Origin of the sequence: Novosphingobium piscinae (assembly GCF_014230355.1) — a bacterium.
GTDB lineage: Bacteria > Pseudomonadota > Alphaproteobacteria > Sphingomonadales > Sphingomonadaceae > Novosphingobium > Novosphingobium piscinae.
In genome coordinates this window covers 1-17,336 of record NZ_JACLAX010000012.1, presented here as the reverse complement: position 1 = coordinate 17,336, position 17,336 = coordinate 1, and the positions used below count along the sequence as shown (strand labels likewise).

The following is a 17,336-nucleotide window of genomic DNA, read 5'->3' as shown; positions in this document are numbered from 1 at the left end:
GGGCAAAAAGGATCAGGTGAAACAAGTTTTCGCTTTCCTGCCCGTGTTTCCACGATAGGGTCCGCCGCCTGTCCCCGAGCAGGCTGCCCCCGGACCCGGCGTCCGGCGCGGGCGGCAGCACGGACAAGCCATCAGAGAGGTTGTGCATGAAGGATGTTGCGAGCTGGAACGAAGGAGACTGGATCGGCGCGATCGCCGCGCTGGCCCTGTTCGCGTTCCTGATCGTCGGCGGGCTGATCGCCGCGCGCAAGAGCGAGGAGGTGGTGGGCCATCCCCGCGGCCTGTTCGTCCTGTTCTATGCCGAGATGTGGGAGCGCTTCTCCTACTACGGCATGCGCGCGCTGCTGGTGCTCTACCTGACGAAGTTCTGGCTGTTCGGCGATGGCAAGGCCAACCTGATCTACGGCGCCTATACCAGCCTGGTCTACATTACCCCGGTGCTCGGCGGCGCGATCGCCGATCGCTACCTCGGGCAGCGCAAGGCGGTGATCTACGGCGGGCTGCTGCTGGCGCTGGGCCACCTGTTCATGGCGGTCGAGGGCCTGCACGGGGTGACCGACCCGGCGATCAAGCAGGCTGACCCGGCGATCAACGTCTTCTGGCTGGCACTGGCGCTGATCTGCGTCGGCTCCGGCTTCCTCAAGGCCAACATCTCGGTGATCGTCGGCCAGCTTTACCGCATGACCGACACCCGCCGCGACGCGGCCTACACCATCTTCTACATGGGGGTGAACGTCGGCGCGGCGCTGGGGACGATCCTGGTCGGCTATCTCGGCGAGACGATCGGCTGGGCCTGGGGCTTCGGTCTGGCCGGGATCGGCATGGTGCTGGGACTGCTGATCTTTATCGTCGGCCGCCCGGCCCTGGCCGGCAAGGGCGAGCCCCCGGTGCCGCTCGCGGCGCGCACCGAATGGACGCTCTATGCCATCGGCATAGCCGCGGTCGCGGTGATCTGGGGGCTGGTGCAGTATCAGGACGTGATCCAGTCGCTGCTCATCGTCTCGGGGCTGGGGATGCTCGGCTATACCCTGTTCGAAGCCTTCAAGCTGCCCAAGGAGCCGCGCGAGCGCATCTTCGCGATCCTGTTCCTCGTCGCGCTGAATCCGGTGTTCTGGGGCCTGTTCGAGCAGGCCGGCGGCAGCCTCAGCCTCTATACCGACCGCTTCGTCGATCGCGCGGGGGTGCCGACCAGCCTGTTCCAGTCGATCAACCCGATCTACATCGTGCTGCTCGGCCCGGTCTTCGCGGGGCTGTGGACCTGGCTCGGACGCAGGGGACTGGAACCCTCGGCCCCGGCCAAGTTCGGCCTTGCCCTGGTGCAGGTCGGTCTGTCGTTCCTGGTCTTCGTCTGGGGCGCCAACAGCGTGGGCGCGGCCGCACTGACCCCGGTGATCTTCGTCTTCCTGATCTATCTGCTGCAGACCACCGGCGAACTGTGCCTGTCTCCGGTCGGACTCTCGGCGATGACCCGGCTGGCGCCGCTGCATCTCGGCAGCTTCATCATGGGGGCCTGGTTCTACATGACCGCGGTGGGCAACTTCGTGGCTGGCAAGATCGGCGAGGCGACCGGTGGCGAGGGCGGCGAAATGAGCAAGGAACTGACCCTGGCGATCTACAGCCAGATCGGCTGGATCACGATCGGGGTGGCCGTGGTCGTGCTGCTGTTGTCGCGGATCGTGCGGCGCTGGATGCACCTCGACACGCTGGAGGATCGCGCCGCGGCCGCCTGAGCGCGCCCGGCTTCGAGCCGGCGTCCGGCACCAGAAAGGCCCCCGGTGCGCACCGGGGGCCTTGTGCATGGCTGATTGTCCTGGCCTGGGGCTACTTGGCCTTGGGTGCGGCCTGGGCCGCGTTCTCGGGCAGGCCGCCGAGCTGGGTGACCAGCTTGGTATAGGCGTCGAGGTAGGCCAGCACGATGACCTGGCCGATCGCCGTGTCCTGATAGCCACCGCCCCCGGCCGCGGCGAAGACCCCGCCGCCGAACAGGCCGCCACCCCCGGCCCCGAAGCTCAGGTCCGACTTGCGGGCATAGCCCTCGGTCAGCGCCTCCTCCTCGGTGGTGCGGGCATTGACGATCGAGAGCGTGACGTTGGCCTCGCTCTTCTTGATGTTGATGCCCCCGGCCACTGCGCCGAACAGGCCCCCGCCGAGCCCGCCGAGCAGGCCGCCGATGCGGTTGCCGCCCGAGTTCTTGTTGCTCGAGACGATGTCGGGCTCGAGATAGTAGTCGGCCGCCTTGACCTGGCCCTTGCCAAGGTTCGAGCCGGCCTGCAGCTCGCCCGCGTCGGCCATGGCGCGCTCCATCGCGCGGCTCTGCATGGCGCGGCCGCGGTTGACCAGGCCGAAACAGCCAGACTGCTGGACGAAGACCTTGAGGATCGCCTCGGGGCTGCCGAGGTTGAGTTCGCGCCACCACTGGTTGTCGGGCTCGACGATCGCGATCGTGCCCAGCCGCTTGGTGCACTTGGGGATCTCCTGGGTGCCCTTGGCCTGGGCCTGGCGCCCCGACGAGCCCTTGTCGGCGGCCGCCGCCAGACCGGGCGTCGCCAGCAGCGCCAGCGCCGCCACAGTGGTTGCGAAGTGTTTCATGATCTGCCCCTTCAGTTGATCGGACCGCCGTCATTCCCCCGGCCCGAATTCTTCCCGCCGCGACAGTACTCCGCAAATCGTGACAGACAAATGGTCTTGTGCAAGCCGCCGTGATCAGGCCGCCATGTTGTCGATCAGACGGGCCCGGCCGATCCGCGCGGCCACCAGCAGCCGCGCCGGGCCGGTTCCGCGTTCGGCCAGCGGCGCCAGGGTTCCGGCATCGCACAGCGCGGCATAGTCGACCGCGGCGAACCCGCCGGCGTGCAGCGCGGCGACCAGCTCGGCCAGGGCGGCATCGACCGGCGTGCCTGCCGCGATCCGCGCGATCGCCGCCTGCATCGCGCGCGGCAGGGCGGCGGCGGCGGCGCGTTCGGCCGGAGTGAGATAGGCATTGCGCGAGCTCATCGCGAGCCCGTCGGCCTCGCGCACGGTCGGCACGCCGATGATGCGATCAACATGGGGCCGCACCAGATCGAGATCGCGCGCCATGCGCCGGATCACCGCCAGCTGCTGCCAGTCCTTCTCGCCGAACAAGGCCAGATCGGGGCGGACCTGGTTGAACAGCTTGCACACGACCGTGGCCACCCCGTCGAAGTGTCCTGGCCGGGCCGCGCCGCACAGCCCGTCGCTGACCCCGGTGACGGCGATATTGGTGGCATAGCCGGCGGGATACATCACCTCGGCGGTCGGCGCCCAGAGCAGCGCCACGCCCTCGGCCGCGAGCAGGGCGCTGTCCTCGGCCAGCCGGCGCGGATAGGCGGCGAGATCCTCGCCCGCGCCGAACTGGCGGGGATTGACGAAGATCGACACGGCGACATGCGCAGCCCGGCGCCGGGCCTCGCGCACCAGGGTCAGATGGCCCTCATGCAGGGCGCCCATGGTCGGCACCAGGGCGAGCGGTCCCTCACGGCGCAAGGCGCCGACAGCATCTCGCAGTGGATCAATGCGATTGACGGTTTGCATGGCACAAGCCCCTTGCGATACACCCGGCGGGACTGGAGCCGCCGATCGGCCGAGCCCGCCCTAGCGCCGGCCGCGGCATCGTTCAAACCCCGCTGCAAAGGCCAAGCCATTCCCGTGTCTGCCCCCCTCCCCCCGCACCGCATCGTCTTCGCCAACGAAAAGGGCGGCACCGGCAAGTCGACCACGGCGGTCCATATCGCGATCGCCCTCGCCTACCAGGGCCACCGGGTCGCCGCGATCGACCTCGATCCGCGCCAGCGCACCTTCCACCGCTATCTGGAAAACCGCGCCGAGACGATGAAGCGGCGCGAGATCGCGCTGCCAACCGTGCAGTTCGCGGTGTTCAACGGCACCACTGCCGAGGAGCTTGACGCGCTGGTTGCCGAGCTCAGCTCCGGAGTCGACTACCTGATCTTCGACACGCCCGGCCGCGACGACCCGCTGGCGCGCCATGCCGCCACCGAGGCCGACACGCTGGTCACCCCGCTCAACGATTCGTTCGTCGACTTCGACCTGATCGGCCAGGTCGATGCCGAGACCTTCAAGGTCCGCCGCCTCTCGTTCTATGCCGAGCTGATCTGGGAAACGCGCAAGAAGCGCGCGATGGCCACGATCCGCGAGCAGCGCCGCGAGATGGACTGGGTGGTGGTGCGCAACCGCACCCAGCACGTCGAGGCGCGCAACATGCGCCGGCTCGACAATGCGCTGGCCGAATTGTCCAAGCGCGTCGGCTTCCGCGTCGCCCAGGGCCTGTCCGAGCGCGTGATCTACCGCGAGCTGTTCCCCTCGGGGCTGACTCTGCTCGACAAGGGCCACCTCGGCGAGCTCGGCACCAGCCACCTCGTCGCGCGGCAGGAACTGCGCCAGCTCGTCGCCGGGCTCAACCTGCCGCAGCCCGTGCGGGCCGAGGGCGCGGTGCAGCGCACCCCCGCCGAGGTCTGAGGGCCGCATGGCCCGCCTGCTGCTCTGGCTCGTGCTGGCCTGCGCGCTGTGCAAGGCGCTGACCGGCCGCTGGCCGTGGCAGCTGGCGGGATGGGAACCGGGCTGGGGCAAGAACCGTGCAGACGACGAGACGGTCCGGGCCACCGCTGCGCGCCAGCTGCTGGGGGTCTCGTCCCGCGCCGGGCGCGGCGAGATCATCGAGGCGCACAAGCGGCTGGTCGCCCAGGTCCATCCCGATCGCGGCGGGACCAGTGATCAGGTGCACGAAGCCAATGCCGCGCGCGACCTGCTGCTGGGCCAGCTGCGCGACTCGCTGGACTAGCCATGCCGCACCCCCTGCCGCCGGCGATCCTGCGCGAATATGATATCCGCGGGGTTTTCGGGGAGACGCTGGGGCCCGACGATGCCCGCGCGATCGGCCGCAGCTTCGCCACGCTGGTGCGCCGCGCCGGCGGCAGCCGGGTGGCAGTCGGCTATGACGGTCGGCTCAGCTCGCCGGTACTCGAGCACGCTCTGGTCGAGGGGCTGACCGCCAGCGGGGTGGACGTGGTGCGGATCGGGCTGGGGCCCACGCCGATGCTCTACTTTGCCGAGGCCTCAATGGAGGATGTGCAGGGCGGCATCCAGGTAACCGGCAGCCACAATCCCGCCAATCACAACGGCTTCAAGCTGGTGCTGGAAGGACATCCGGTCTTCGGCGAGGCGCTCCAGCGGCTCGGCGCCATCGCCGCGGCCGGCGACTGGTGCGACGGGATCGGCCGGATCGAGACACGCGAGGTGCTGAACGGCTATGTCGGGCGGCTGGCCGCCGAGCTCGACGGGATCGCGCCCGCTGCGCTCGACGGGCTGCGCCTTGGCTGGGACACCGGCAATGGCGCCGCCGGGCCCGCAGTCGAGGCGCTGGTCGCCCGCCTGCCCGGCACCCACCACCTGCTGTTCACCCCGGTCGATGGCACTTTCCCGCATCACCACCCCGATCCCACGGACCCGGCCAACCTGCGCGACCTGCAGGCGCTTGTCGCGGCCAAGCAGCTCGACTTCGGAGTGGCTTTCGACGGCGACGGCGACCGGCTTGGCGCGATCGATGCGACCGGGCGGGTGATCTGGGGCGACCAGCTGCTGATGATCTTTGCCGAGGACCTGCTGCGTGCGCAGCCGGGGGCCGCGGTGATCGCCGACGTGAAGGCTTCGGCCGCGCTGTTCGACCATGTGGCGGCCCTGGGCGGCAGGGCCGAGATGTGGCGGACCGGGCACAGCCTGATCAAGTCCAGAATGAAGCAAACCGGCGCGCCGCTGGGCGGCGAGATGACCGGGCACCTGTTCTTCGCCGACCGCTACTTCGGCTTCGATGATGCGCTTTATGCCGCGGTGCGGCTGATCGGGGCGACGGTCCGGCTCGGGCGCTCGGTCACCGCGCTGCGCGGCGCCATGCCCACGTTGGCGACCACCCCCGAACTGCGCTTCGCGGTCGATCCGGCGCGCAAGCAGGCGGTGATCGCGGCGGTGCACGAGCAGCTCGCCGCGGCCGGGGCGAAGGTGGTCGCGCTGGACGGGGTGCGGGTCGAGACCGCCGACGGCTGGTGGCTGCTGCGCGCCTCGAACACGCAGGACATGCTGACGGCGCGGGCCGAGGCGCGCGATGCGGCGGGGCTGGCACGGGTCCTGGCCGCGCTCGACGCGGCGCTGGCCGGCGCGGGGGTCGTGCGCCCCGCAGCGGACTGACCGGGCCGCAACCGCACCCCTGGCCCGCCCCCACGGCCGGTTGCGCCGGGGCGGTTTGGGCCCGATACCCGGCCCATGGCCGCCGCGCTTCCTCCCGAACTTGCCGCTTGGTTCGCCGGGCGTGGCTGGCGCGTGCGGCGGCACCAGCTGGCCATGCTCGCGGCGGCCGAGGCCGGCCAGCACGCGCTGCTGGTGGCCGAGACCGGCGCCGGCAAGACGCTCGCCGGCTTCCTCCCCACCCTCGCCGCCTTTGCGCCGTCGGTCCTGCGCGGCGGCGCGCTGCCTGAGGGGCTGCACACGCTCTATGTTTCGCCGCTCAAGGCGCTGGCCCACGACGTGCAGCGCAACCTGCTCGCCCCGGTCGAGGCGCTCGACCTGCCGCTGCGGGTCGAGACGCGCAGCGGCGACACCCCGAGCGACCGCAAGGCACGGCAGCGGGCGCGCCCGCCGCACGTCCTCCTGACCACGCCCGAATCGCTCTCGCTGCTGCTCAGCTATCCCGAGGCCCCGGCGCTGTTCGCCACGTTGCAGCGGGTGGTGATCGACGAGGTCCATGCCTTCGCCGCGGGCAAGCGGGGCGATCTGCTCTCGCTGGCACTGGCACGCCTGCAGAGCTGGGCGCCGGGGCTGCAGCGCGTGGCGCTCTCGGCGACGGTGGCCGAACCGGACGATTTCCGCCGCTGGCTTGCGCCGGGCGGGGAGGCCGGGGCAGTCACCCTGGTCGAGGGCGAGCCTGGCGCACCGCCCCGGCTCGAGATCCTGCTGCCGCAAGAGGAGCGGGTGCCATGGGGCGGCCACGCCGCCACCTGGGCCGTGCCGCAGCTCTACCAGCAGATCCGCGCGCACCGGACCACGCTGGTCTTCACCAACACGCGCTTCCTGGCCGAATACATCTTCCAGCTGCTGTGGGACGCCAACGACGACAAGCTGCCGATCGGGATCCACCACGGCTCGCTGTCCAAGGAGGCGCGCCGCAAGGTCGAGGCGGCGATGGCCCGCGGCGAGCTGCGCGCGCTGGTCTGCACCGCCAGCCTCGATCTGGGGGTGGACTGGGGCGACATCGATCTGGTGGTGCAGATGGGCGCGCCGAAGGGCTCGTCGCGCCTGCTGCAGCGCATCGGCCGCGCCAACCATCGGCTCGACGCGCCGAGCGAGGCGCTGCTGGTGCCGGGCAACCGCTTCGAGTTCCTCGAGGCGACCGCCGCGCTCGAGGCGGTGGCCGCAGGCCAGCGCGATGGCGAGGCCTTCCGCCCCGGCGCGCTCGACGTGCTGGCCCAGCACGTGATGGCCTGCGCCTGCCAGGGGCCGTTCGACGAAGCCGCGCTGCTCGCCGAGGTGCAGGCCAGTGCCGCCTATGCCTGGCTGGATGCCGCGGGCTGGGAGCGGGTGCTGCAGTTCGTCGCGACCGGCGGCTATGCCCTGCGGGCCTATGACCGCTTCCGCCGGATCGTGCGCGACCGCGCCGGCACCTGGCGGCTGACTCATCCCGAACATGCCGCGCGGCACCGGCTCAACGCGGGGATCATCGTCGATGCCGAGATGCTCGAGGTGCGCTTCCGCAATGGTCGCTCGCTCGGCCGGGTCGAGGAATCGTTCGGGGCGACGCTGGCGCCCGGCGACACCTTCCGCTTTGCCGGGATGGATCTCGAGGTCGAAACGCTGCGCGACCTTGAGCTGACCGTGCGGGCGGCCAAGCGCGCGGGGACGATCCCCAGCTACATGGGCGCGCGGCTGCCGATCTCGACCCACCTGGCCGAGCGCGTGCGCGGCCTGCTGGTCGACCGCGCCGGCTGGGGCCGGTTTCCGGACGACGTGCGCGAATGGCTCGAGGTGCAGGACTGGCGCTCACGCCTGCCCGGGCCGGGCGAGCTGCTGGTCGAGAGCTTCCCCCACGGCCAGCGCCACTACAGCGTGATCTATACCTTCGAGGGGTGGAACGCGAACCAGTCGCTGGGCATGCTGATCACCCGGCGGATGGCCGAGCGCGGCCTGTCGCCGCTGGGCTTCGTCGCCAACGACTATGCCCTGGGGGTCTGGGGGCTCAAGCCGATCGAGGATCCGGCGCCGCTGCTTTCGCCCGACATCCTGACCCACGAGTTTCTCGACTGGGTTCAGGAATCGCACCTGCTGCGCCGCGCCTTCCGCGAAGTGGCAGTGATCGGCGGACTGGTCGAGCGGCAGCAGCCGGGGAAACGCAAGAGCGGGCGGCAGGTGACCTTCTCGACCGACCTGATCTACGACGTGCTGCGCCGGCACGAGCCCGACCACATGCTGATCGAGGCGGCCTGGGCCGATGCCCGCACCCGGTTGACCGATGTGGGCCGCCTGGCCGGGCTGCTCGACCGGGCGGCGGACGAGCTGGTCCATGTCCGGCTTGACCGCGTCTCGCCGCTGGCCGTGCCGGTGCTGGTCATGATCGGGCGCGAAAGCCTGCCGAGCGGGGCGGCCGACGACGATCTGCTGGTCGAGGCCGAGAGCCTGGCGGCGCAGGCCATGCGTCCGGAATGAGGCAGACGCCGCCCACGAAAAAGGGGCGGATCGCTCCGCCCCTCGATCGTTCCGGGTCAGATCCCGCGGCTTACTTGGCCGCCGGCGCGTTGGCCGACTTGCCGAACTCCGAGTACTGCTCGTTGCCGACAAAGCCGAACTTGGTCACACCCGACGCCTTGATGATGTTCAGCGCGGAAGCGGCCAGTTCATAGCTGGCGCCCGCTTCGGGCTGGAACTGGAGCTCGGGCTCCGGCTTCATCGCCAGCGTCTGCTGCAGCAGCGCCACCAGCTGGCCGTTGTTGATCGGCTGCCCGTTCCACAGCACCTTGTTGTCATACGTCAGCACGACCTTGTTCTTGATCGGCTGGACGATGATGTTCGTCGGCGGCGGGTTGGGCGAAGGCAGGTCGATGTTGACCGCGTGGGTGGCGACCGGAATGGTGATGATGAACATGATGAGGAGCACGAGCATGACGTCGATGAGCGGCGTCGTGTTCATGTCCATCATCGGCGAGCCATCATCCTTGCCGCCTGACATTGCCATGGGAAGTTACTCCTGAATTGCCTGGGGCCATCGGCCCCGGAATGAAGGCCGCGGCCTCAACCCTTCGGATCGACCGGGTTGGAGATGAAGCCCACCGTCGGGTAACCCGAGATCTGGACGTTGAAGATCGCGCCGGCAATGCACCGCCACGGGGCGTTCACGTCGCCGCGGATGTGGACCTGCGGGATCTTCTCCGGATTGGCGCGCAGCGCCTCCGGGCCACCCTCGCGCTTCACGATGGTGTCGAGCCGCTTGTAGGCCATGTCCCGCAGTTCGGTCGAATCCACCGGGGTGATGTTGTTGAAGTAGATCCGGCACTCGCCGTTGCGCGAGGCGCCCTCATAGCCCGGCTCACCGGCGCTGCGACCGGCATCGTCGGTCGTGCTGACGGTCAGCAACAGGTTCTCGACCTTGTCCTTCGATTCCTGCGAGACCATGATCGGGAGGCGCAGCTTTTCGATCGTCTGAATCGCGACCGGAACCGCGATGAGGAAGATGATCAGCAGCACCAGCATCACGTCCACCAGCGGGGTCGTGTTGATGTCGGACATGGGGGTTTCCGCCCCGCCGCCGCCCGTCGAAATCGCCATAGTATCATCCTATCCTGTCGTCAGGCCGGGGAGGGGCCGGCCGGCATGCCGCAGCCGCCCCCTTCCGGCTGGGCGGGGAACCAGCGGCCCCCGCCCGATCCACCAGCTTACGGCTTGGCCGGAGCGGCGGCCGGCTTGGCCGGAGCGGGCTTGGCGGCCGGAGCGGCCGGCACGGCCGGCTTGACGGCGCCCTTCGAGTTGATGTTGGCGAGAACGTCGATCGAGAAGCCCTGGAGCTGCTCGGCAATGCTCTTGTTGCGAGCCTGCAGGTAGTTGTAGGCGAGCACGGCCGGAACCGCGACGAGCAGACCGAGCGCGGTCATGATCAGCGCTTCACCGACCGGGCCGGCGACCTTGTCGATCGAGGCCGAACCGGCGAGGCCGATGGCGATCAGCGCGCGGTAGATGCCGACCACGGTACCGAACAGACCGATGAACGGCGAGGTCGCGCCGACGGTGGCGAGGAACGGCAGGCCCGAAGCGAGACGGGCGTTGATCGACTGCTCCGAACGGGCGAGCGAGCCAACCAGCCACTCGTGGGCGTCGGTGGCGTCAAGCATCTTGCCGTGCTGCTCCTCGGCGGCCAGGCCGTCGTCGACCAGCTGGCGCCAGGCGCTGTTCTTCTCGAGCTTGGCGGCGCCTTCCTTCAGCGTGGGCGCGCGCCAGAAGTTCTGACGCAGCTCACGGCCCTGGCGGATGATCTTGCTCTGCTCGAACCACTTGGTGAACAGGATGAAGAACGAACCGAACGACATCACGCCGAGGATGATCACCGTGGCGTAGGCGATGAAACCGCCCTGCTCCAGCGCTTCGGCGAAGCCGAACTTGTTCTGCGGGGCCGCATTCGCGCCAGCGGCCAGAAGATTGATAAGCATGCGATAGTCCTCTCAAGAGAAGGTGGATTCGAAGTTGCCGGCTGACCGGCTGGGCACCGCGGACGGCGCCCGGAAGATGCGTCAGTCCTTCGGAATGACCCAGCGGATGCGGTTGGCATAGGAGCCCGCAGTCGGCTGGCCCTCACCATCGGTGGCCGGCGTGAAGCGCGCCCGGCGCTTGACGTTGTCGCAGGTCGCCGCGTCCAGGTCGGGGCTGCCCGACGAGCTGGTGATCTCGCAGTCCGACACGCGGCCGTCGGCGGTCACCGTAACCCGGAAGCCGGTGGTGCCTTCACGCTCCTCGCGCAGGGCGCGCGACGGATAATCGTTGCTGGTCGCCCAGTTCGCCGGATTGCCACGCGGGGCCGCGCCCTTCGGGGTGAAGCGCGGCGGCGGCGGCGCGGCCGGTGCCGGCGGGATGTACACCGGCGGCGGCGGGGCCGGAGGCGCGACCTGGACGGTCTCGATCTGCGGCGCGACCGGAGCGATGTCGACCTTCACCGGAGGGGCGACCACCGGCGGAGGCGGCGTGTCGTTCTTCGGCGGCGGCGGCGGCGGCTCCTTCGGTTTCTCCGGCTCCTTGATGTCGACCGTGGTCACCTTCTTGATGATCTGCTGCGCTGCCGAATAGGCAAGGCCAGTGACCAAGGCGTAACCGACGGCGACGTGAATCAGTGCAACGATGATCAGCGCGGTAATCTTGTTACCACTCATCTGTTGGTCAGCGTAAGCCATTCAGACGCATCACTCCATAACAATGCCCCGGACAGCCAGGGCAGCCGAGTCCGATGACGAGGTCGTCGTCGGAATCGGACAGTCGAATGTTCCACCCTGCCGGTATCCCGGGCACTGCTGAAGGCGGGTGCCTTCGAGCAGTTCAGTCTGTTTGGCCGCCCTGAACGAGCGTGCCGCTTGTGCGCGAGCTTTAACGTCGAGTTACCACCCACGCAACGGCTGAATCCGCGCTTGCCGCGGGTTAACCGTCAATTCACACCTGCAAGGATCAAAATCATTGGCCCGCCTTGCACTACGCACAATGACGTGTTTCGTCCGGCGCCGACCAGGAGGTAGACTGATGCCACGCAGTGGGACTACATTGCGCCTGATTCTCACGCTTTTGCAAGCCTTTGCCGCGCTTTTCCCCGGCCCGATGCGGGTCCGTGGGCAGGCCCCCGGCGGGCTTTTCGGCGCATCTGGCGGGGCCGCGGCGCTCCTTGGCGTGCTGCTGCTGGCCGGGGCAGCGGACCGCGCCGCGGCCCAGCCTGCCGCCGTGCCAGGCAATCGCGAATCGGTAGCGATAGCGGCGGGACCTGCATCGGCGGCACAGCCGGCACCGCCCCCCGGACTCACCTACGCCGATCTGGCCGATCTGGCCGACGGGACCCCGGTGGTGCTGCGCGCCAAGCCGCGCGGGGCCACCCGGGTCGAAGCCGAGCGCGCACCGGGCCTGCGCCCGGGCCATGCCCGGCTCTACATCGAGGCGCGCACCGTGGCCCTGATCGCCGGGCCCGACCAGGCCGGCGATTCCCTGCGCTACCTGATCGACGTGCCGCTCGACGCGAAGGGCAAGCTGCCCAAGCGCGCCAAGGGCGACGTGGTCCTGTTCGCCCGGACCAACCCGGCCCGCCCTGGCGAGCTCCAGCTGGTGGCGCCCGATGGCGAGGTGGCCTGGTCGGCCGAGCTCGAGACGCGGCTCAAGGGCGTGCTGGCCGCGCTGCTCGCCCCTGACGCCCCGCCGCGGATTGGCGGCGTGCGCGAGGCGATTCACGTGTCCGGGACCCTCGCCGGGGAGGGCGAGACCCAGCTGTTCCTCGCCACCGCCGATGGCGAGCCCGCGTCGATCAGCGTGGTCCGCCGTCCCGGCGCCTCGCCGCGCTGGAGCGTGTCGTTCTCCGAAGTGCTCGATGCCCGGGGCGAGCCGCCCGCGCCCGAGACGCTGGAGTGGTACCGGCTGGCCTGCTTCCTGCCGCCGCGGTTGCCCGCCCAGGCTCACGTGTCGGCCAGTGCGGCTGATCGAACCCAGGCCGAGGCCGACTACCGCCTGGTCCTCGCCGCGCTGGGCCCCTGCCCGCGCAGCCGCGGCTGAGCGGCACGCCGGGGCACTGGCCTTTCGCGCCGGGCTGGCCTAGGGGCGCGCGGTGAAAGAGGTGAACATGGCCGAACCACTACGCATCGCGCTCGCTGGACTGGGAACTGTCGGTGCCGGCGTCATCCGCCTGATCGAGACCAACGCCGCACTGATCGCGCGGCGGGCCGGGCGGCCGATCACGATCACCGCGATCAGCGCGCGCGACCGCAGCAAGAAGCGCGGCCTCGACCTGACCCCCTATGCCTGGGAAGACGACATGATCGTCCTCGGCGAGCGCCCCGATGTGGATGTGGTGGTCGAGCTGGTCGGCGGGTCGGACGGCCCGGCGCTGGCCTGTGCCCGCACCACGATCGAGGCCGGCAAGGCCTTCGTCACCGCGAACAAGGCGATGATCGCCCACCATGGTCTCGAACTGGCCGCCAAGGCCGAGGCGGCCAAGGTCGCGCTGAAGTTCGAGGCGGCGGTCGCGGGCGGCATCCCGGTGATCAAGGGCCTGCGCGAAGGCGCTGCGGCCAATGCCTTCGAGCGGGTCTATGGCATCCTCAACGGCACCTGCAATTTCATCCTCTCGACCATGGAGGACACCGGCCGCGATTTCGCCGACGTGCTCGCCGAGGCCCAGGCGCGCGGCTATGCCGAAGCCGACCCGACCTTCGACATCGAGGGCACCGACGCGGCGCACAAGCTGGCGATCCTGGCCGCGATCGCCTTCGGCGCGCGGATCGATTTCGCCGCGGTCGATACCACCGGGATCGCCCGGCTGCTCGCTGCCGATATCGCCCAGGCCGATTCGCTTGGCTACGTGATCCGCCTGATCGGCGTGGCCGAGCCTGACTGGGCCGAAGGGACCTGCCGCCTGTTCCAGCGGGTTCAACCGCACCTCGTCCCGTTCGACCATCCGCTCGCCCATGTCGACGGCGCGACCAATGCCGTGGTCGCCGAGGGCAACTTCTCCGGCCGGCTGCTGTTCCAGGGCGCCGGCGCCGGCGACGGCCCGACCGCAAGCGCCGTGGTGGCCGACCTGATCGACATCGCCCGGGGCGAGATCGGCGCGCCCTTCTCGGTCCCGGTGGCCGAGCTCGAGGCGCTGCCCCCGGCCCCCTCGGGCCACCGTCGCGGGCGTGCCTATATCCGCTTCATCGTCGCCGACCGGCCGGGCGTGCTGGCCGAGATCACGGCAGCCATGCGCGATGCCGGGGTGTCGATCGAAAGCCTGATCCAGAAGGGCCGCGCCGGAGCCGACGGCGAGGTGCTGGTGGCCATGGTCACCCACGAGGGCCCCGAAAGCGCCGTAACCGAGGCGCTGCGGCTGCTCGACGGTTCGCCCAGCCTGGCGCAGCCCCCGCTGGTGATGCAGCTGCTGGGCAGCTGAGCGGTCAGGGGGCGGGAATCTCGCCCTTGGCGATGCGATCGGCGTCGGATCCCGCCGGGGCCGGCGGCAGCTTGCTGAAATCGACCACATAGACCGGCGGTGGCACCCGGCCGAAGCCGTGGCACTTGACGATCTTGCAGTCGGGCAGGCTGCTGACATTCGGTGCCGTCGGCACGCCGGTGTCACGGCCCTCGCGCGAATCCGGCTCGCTGTCGGTGATGGAGGGCACGCGCCATGCCTCGCCGCGATCAGCCCCGCAGACGACGATCTCGCCCTGGCTGCGCGCCTGGACGCAGGCCGCGCGGCGCTGCCGGGCGGCCGCAGTCGGAGAGATCATCAGGCCGGCGGCGATCGCGGCATCGTCGGGCGGGGGTGATTCGGCTGCCGGCGGCGCCGGTTGGGCGCGGCCGGGCGCCGCGCCGAGCAGGGTCAGGCAGAGCAGCGTCAGGCAGCGCTGCGTCAGACTGGCCCACGAGCGACCGGACGCCGATTCGCCGCACCGGCGGTCCGCAGCCGCTGTCCCGCTGGCCCGGGCTCGAGGCCCCCGTCCCTTCCGCTCCCGCATCACCGAAACCTTGTAGGGCCGGGGCCGCGCCAAGGCGAGAGGCCAGACGCCTGCAATCGGCACGGCCACAACCACCGCCGACCGCGCGCCCCGGCCGCTCCCCCTGGCCGCCCCCTCGACAGCGCCCCTCGACAGCGTCATGCCGCCTGTCTATGCGCCGGGCCAGGCGACCGCCGCCGGTCGCCTCACTTGAACAGGGGATTCCGATGACCAGCACTCCCGCCAGCAGCGTCCTCGATCGCGTACTCGTGCTCGAAATGGTCCGTGTGACCGAGGCCGCCGCGATCGCCGCCTCTTCGCTGGTCGGGCGCGGGGACGAGAAGGCTGCCGATGCCGCCGCCGTCGAGGCGATGCGCGCCGCCTTCGACGAGCTGGCGATCGACGGCACCGTGGTGATCGGCGAGGGTGAGCGCGACGAGGCACCGATGCTGTTCATCGGCGAAAAGGTGGGCGGCGCCCAGGGCACCGGCCCGCGCATCGACATCGCGCTCGATCCGCTGGAAGGCACCACGATCACCGCCAAGGCCGGGCCGAACGCGCTGGCCGTGCTGGCCTGCGCCGAGGAGGGCAACCTGCTCAACGCGCCCGACGTCTACATGGAGAAGCTGGCGGTCGGCCCGGGCTATCCTGAGGGCATCATCAGCCTCGCGAAGTCGCCGAGCGAGAACGTCCGCGCCGTGGCGGCAGCGAAGGGGGTCGAGCCGAGCGAGATCATCGTCTGCGTGCTGGACCGCCCGCGCCATGCCGAACTGATCGCCGAACTGCGCGCGCTAGGCTGCGGGGTCGTGCTGATCGGTGACGGCGATGTCGCCGGGGTCATCGCGGTGACCAACGAGGACACGACGATCGACCTTTACATGGGCACGGGCGGCGCCCCGGAGGGCGTGCTCGCCGCGGCGGCGCTGCGCTGCGTGGGCGGGCAGTTCAATGGCCGCTTGCTGTTCCGCAACGACGAGGAGCGCAGCCGGGCGTTGAAGTGGGGGATCACCGACCTCAACAAGATCTACACCCGCGACGAGCTGGCGATGGGCGATTGCATCTTCGCCGCCACCGGGGTGACCGACGGCTCGCTGCTCAAGGGCGTCAAGCGCCACAAGAACGGCGTCATGACCACCGAGAGCGTCGTGATGCGGGCCAGTTCGGGCACGGTGCGCTGGGTCCGCGGCGAGCGGCGCAAGCAGGGCTGAGCGGGGGGCGCTTTTCCCCGCTGCCGGGCAGCGCGATGTTGCAATTCGGTGACGCTCGGCTAGAGGCTCGGCGGCCCGGTGGGGGGTCCTGGCGGGACAGGATGAGGGAAGCACGATGAAGATCTTGGCCGGCAACAGCAACCTGCCCCTGGCACGGGCCATCGCAGGCTACCTCGAGATCCCGCTGACCGATGCCAGCGTACGGCGCTTCGCCGACGAGGAGGTCTTCGTCGAGATCCACCAGAACGTGCGCGGCGAGGACGTCTTCGTCGTCCAGTCGACCAGTTACCCGGCCAACGACAACCTGATGGAACTGCTGATCTGCATCGACGCGCTGCGGCGCGCGTCGGCCAAGCGGATCACCGCGGTTGTCCCCTATTTCGGCTATGCCCGGCAGGACCGCAAGCCCGGCCCGCGTACACCGATCTCCGCCAAGCTGGTCGCCAACCTGATCACGAAGGCGGGGGCTGACCGCGTGCTCGCGGTCGATCTCCACGCCGGGCAGATCCAAGGCTTCTTCGACATCCCGACCGACAACCTCTACGCGGCGCCGGTCATGGCCGCTGACATCCAGGCCCGCTACGGCCACCAGCAGCTGATGGTCGTGTCGCCCGACGTGGGCGGCGTGGTGCGCGCGCGCGCGCTGGCCAAGCGGCTCGACAACGCCCCGCTGGCGATCGTCGACAAGCGCCGTGACCGGCCCGGTCAGTCCGAGGTCATGAATATCATCGGTGATGTGAAGGGCCGCGCCTGCATCCTGATCGACGACATCATCGATTCCGGCGGCACCCTGTGCAACGCCGCCCAGGCGCTGATGGATGCCGGGGCGGCCAGCGTGACCGCCTATATCACCCACGGCGTGCTGTCGGGCGCTGCCGTGGCCCGGGTCAACGGCTCGGCGCTCAAGGAGCTGGTCATCACCGACACCATCCTCCCGACCGAGGCCACCGTGGCCTCGGACCGCGTGCGGATCCTGACGATCGCGCCGCTGATCGGCGAGGCCATCCGCCGCATCGCCGACGAAAGCTCGGTCAGCTCGCTGTTCGACTGAACCGCGGCACGCTGCGGCTCCGTCCGGCGGCGTTCCCTTGCAGTAAGGCCGGATTGCCGGGCGTCTCGCGCCCCTGTGGGCGCGCGCGTGCCCGGACCCAGACTGGCCGGACTCCGGGCGTCACGGCCAGGCGCCGCCATGAGCTGGCGCGCGCGCTCCGTGATCCCCCGCGTTCCCGTCCGACGCCGCAACTGCCGAACCCAGGCCCCGCCTGCTGCGCCCGGGCAAAGAAAAAGGGGCCGGATTGCTCCGGCCCCTTTGGGTGTTGGCTTGTTCGCCGAAGCGAACCTTACATGCCCGAGCCGGGACCGTAGGAGATCTCGACGCGGCGGTTCTGCAGCTCGCGCACGCCGTCCG

16 protein-coding genes are annotated in these 17,336 nt (G+C 70.0%); 9 read left to right on the top strand and 7 right to left on the bottom strand.

Annotated features, from left to right (window positions below):
- Positions 1–146 precede the first annotated feature (146 nt).
- Entirely contained in the window at positions 147–1,730 is a 1,584-nt protein-coding gene (locus H7F53_RS12235) for a peptide MFS transporter (RefSeq protein WP_185679783.1), read from the top strand.
- A 91-nt stretch (positions 1,731–1,821) separates the two neighbouring features.
- Here the strand turns inward: H7F53_RS12235 and H7F53_RS12230 are convergent, their stop codons facing one another.
- The gene (locus tag H7F53_RS12230) at positions 1,822–2,589 is read right to left on the bottom strand and encodes a CsgG/HfaB family protein (protein ID WP_185679782.1); all 768 of its coding nucleotides are present in this window, start codon (positions 2,587–2,589) and stop codon (positions 1,822–1,824) included.
- Between the two features lie 114 nt (positions 2,590–2,703).
- A complete protein-coding gene (gene panC, locus H7F53_RS12225; protein WP_185679781.1) occupies positions 2,704–3,552 on the bottom strand; it encodes a pantoate--beta-alanine ligase in 849 nt (282 codons plus the stop codon).
- A 114-nt stretch (positions 3,553–3,666) separates the two neighbouring features.
- On the opposite strand from panC, the gene H7F53_RS12220 reads away from it, so the two are divergent.
- The 4 genes from H7F53_RS12220 to H7F53_RS12205 all read left to right on the top strand — a co-directional run bounded on the left by H7F53_RS12220 (position 3,667) and on the right by H7F53_RS12205 (position 8,724).
- Positions 3,667–4,494: a division plane positioning ATPase MipZ gene (locus H7F53_RS12220; protein ID WP_185679780.1), complete on the top strand. Its 828-nt coding sequence runs from the start codon at positions 3,667–3,669 to the stop codon at positions 4,492–4,494.
- A gap of 7 nt (positions 4,495–4,501) precedes the next feature.
- Positions 4,502–4,816 carry a J domain-containing protein gene (locus tag H7F53_RS12215; RefSeq protein WP_185679779.1) on the top strand — a complete coding sequence of 105 codons (315 nt, stop codon included), beginning with the start codon at positions 4,502–4,504 and terminating at the stop codon, positions 4,814–4,816.
- A 2-nt stretch (positions 4,817–4,818) separates the two neighbouring features.
- The gene (gene pgmG / locus H7F53_RS12210) at positions 4,819–6,216 is read left to right on the top strand and encodes a phosphoglucomutase/phosphomannomutase PgmG (RefSeq protein WP_185679778.1); all 1,398 of its coding nucleotides are present in this window, start codon (positions 4,819–4,821) and stop codon (positions 6,214–6,216) included.
- Between the two features lie 75 nt (positions 6,217–6,291).
- The gene (locus H7F53_RS12205) at positions 6,292–8,724 is read left to right on the top strand and encodes a ligase-associated DNA damage response DEXH box helicase (RefSeq protein WP_185679777.1); all 2,433 of its coding nucleotides are present in this window, start codon (positions 6,292–6,294) and stop codon (positions 8,722–8,724) included.
- Positions 8,725–8,794: 70 nt separating this feature from the next.
- Here H7F53_RS12205 and H7F53_RS12200 read toward each other — a convergent pair whose 3' ends face one another.
- From H7F53_RS12200 to H7F53_RS12185, 4 genes are all read right to left on the bottom strand, one after another.
- Positions 8,795–9,250 (bottom strand): ExbD/TolR family protein, encoded by a 456-nt coding sequence (locus tag H7F53_RS12200; protein WP_185679776.1) that lies wholly within the window; start codon positions 9,248–9,250, stop codon positions 8,795–8,797.
- 56 nt (positions 9,251–9,306) lie between these two features.
- Positions 9,307–9,840, bottom strand: coding sequence for an ExbD/TolR family protein (locus tag H7F53_RS12195; RefSeq protein WP_185679775.1), 534 nt, complete (start codon positions 9,838–9,840; stop codon positions 9,307–9,309).
- A 107-nt stretch (positions 9,841–9,947) separates the two neighbouring features.
- Positions 9,948–10,715 carry a MotA/TolQ/ExbB proton channel family protein gene (locus H7F53_RS12190; RefSeq protein ID WP_185679774.1) on the bottom strand — a complete coding sequence of 256 codons (768 nt, stop codon included), beginning with the start codon at positions 10,713–10,715 and terminating at the stop codon, positions 9,948–9,950.
- 81 nt (positions 10,716–10,796) lie between these two features.
- Positions 10,797–11,450, bottom strand: coding sequence for an energy transducer TonB (locus H7F53_RS12185; protein ID WP_185679773.1), 654 nt, complete (start codon positions 11,448–11,450; stop codon positions 10,797–10,799).
- Between the two features lie 415 nt (positions 11,451–11,865).
- Here H7F53_RS12185 and H7F53_RS12180 point away from each other — a divergent pair, with 415 nt between their 5' ends.
- Both H7F53_RS12180 and H7F53_RS12175 read left to right on the top strand, forming a co-directional pair.
- A complete protein-coding gene (locus H7F53_RS12180; protein WP_246438871.1) occupies positions 11,866–12,801 on the top strand; it encodes a hypothetical protein in 936 nt (311 codons plus the stop codon).
- Positions 12,802–12,868: 67 nt separating this feature from the next.
- Positions 12,869–14,176, top strand: a complete 1,308-nt coding sequence (locus H7F53_RS12175) for a homoserine dehydrogenase (RefSeq protein WP_185679772.1) — start codon at positions 12,869–12,871, stop codon at positions 14,174–14,176.
- A gap of 4 nt (positions 14,177–14,180) precedes the next feature.
- Here H7F53_RS12175 and H7F53_RS12170 read toward each other — a convergent pair whose 3' ends face one another.
- A complete protein-coding gene (locus tag H7F53_RS12170) occupies positions 14,181–14,513 on the bottom strand; it encodes a hypothetical protein (protein ID WP_185679771.1) in 333 nt (110 codons plus the stop codon).
- A gap of 434 nt (positions 14,514–14,947) precedes the next feature.
- Between H7F53_RS12170 and glpX the strand changes: the two genes are divergently transcribed.
- Positions 14,948–15,928 carry a class II fructose-bisphosphatase gene (gene glpX / locus H7F53_RS12165; RefSeq protein WP_185679770.1) on the top strand — a complete coding sequence of 327 codons (981 nt, stop codon included), beginning with the start codon at positions 14,948–14,950 and terminating at the stop codon, positions 15,926–15,928.
- Between the two features lie 115 nt (positions 15,929–16,043).
- Entirely contained in the window at positions 16,044–16,979 is a 936-nt protein-coding gene (locus H7F53_RS12160; RefSeq protein WP_185679769.1) for a ribose-phosphate pyrophosphokinase, read from the top strand.
- Positions 16,980–17,336 lie beyond the last annotated feature (357 nt).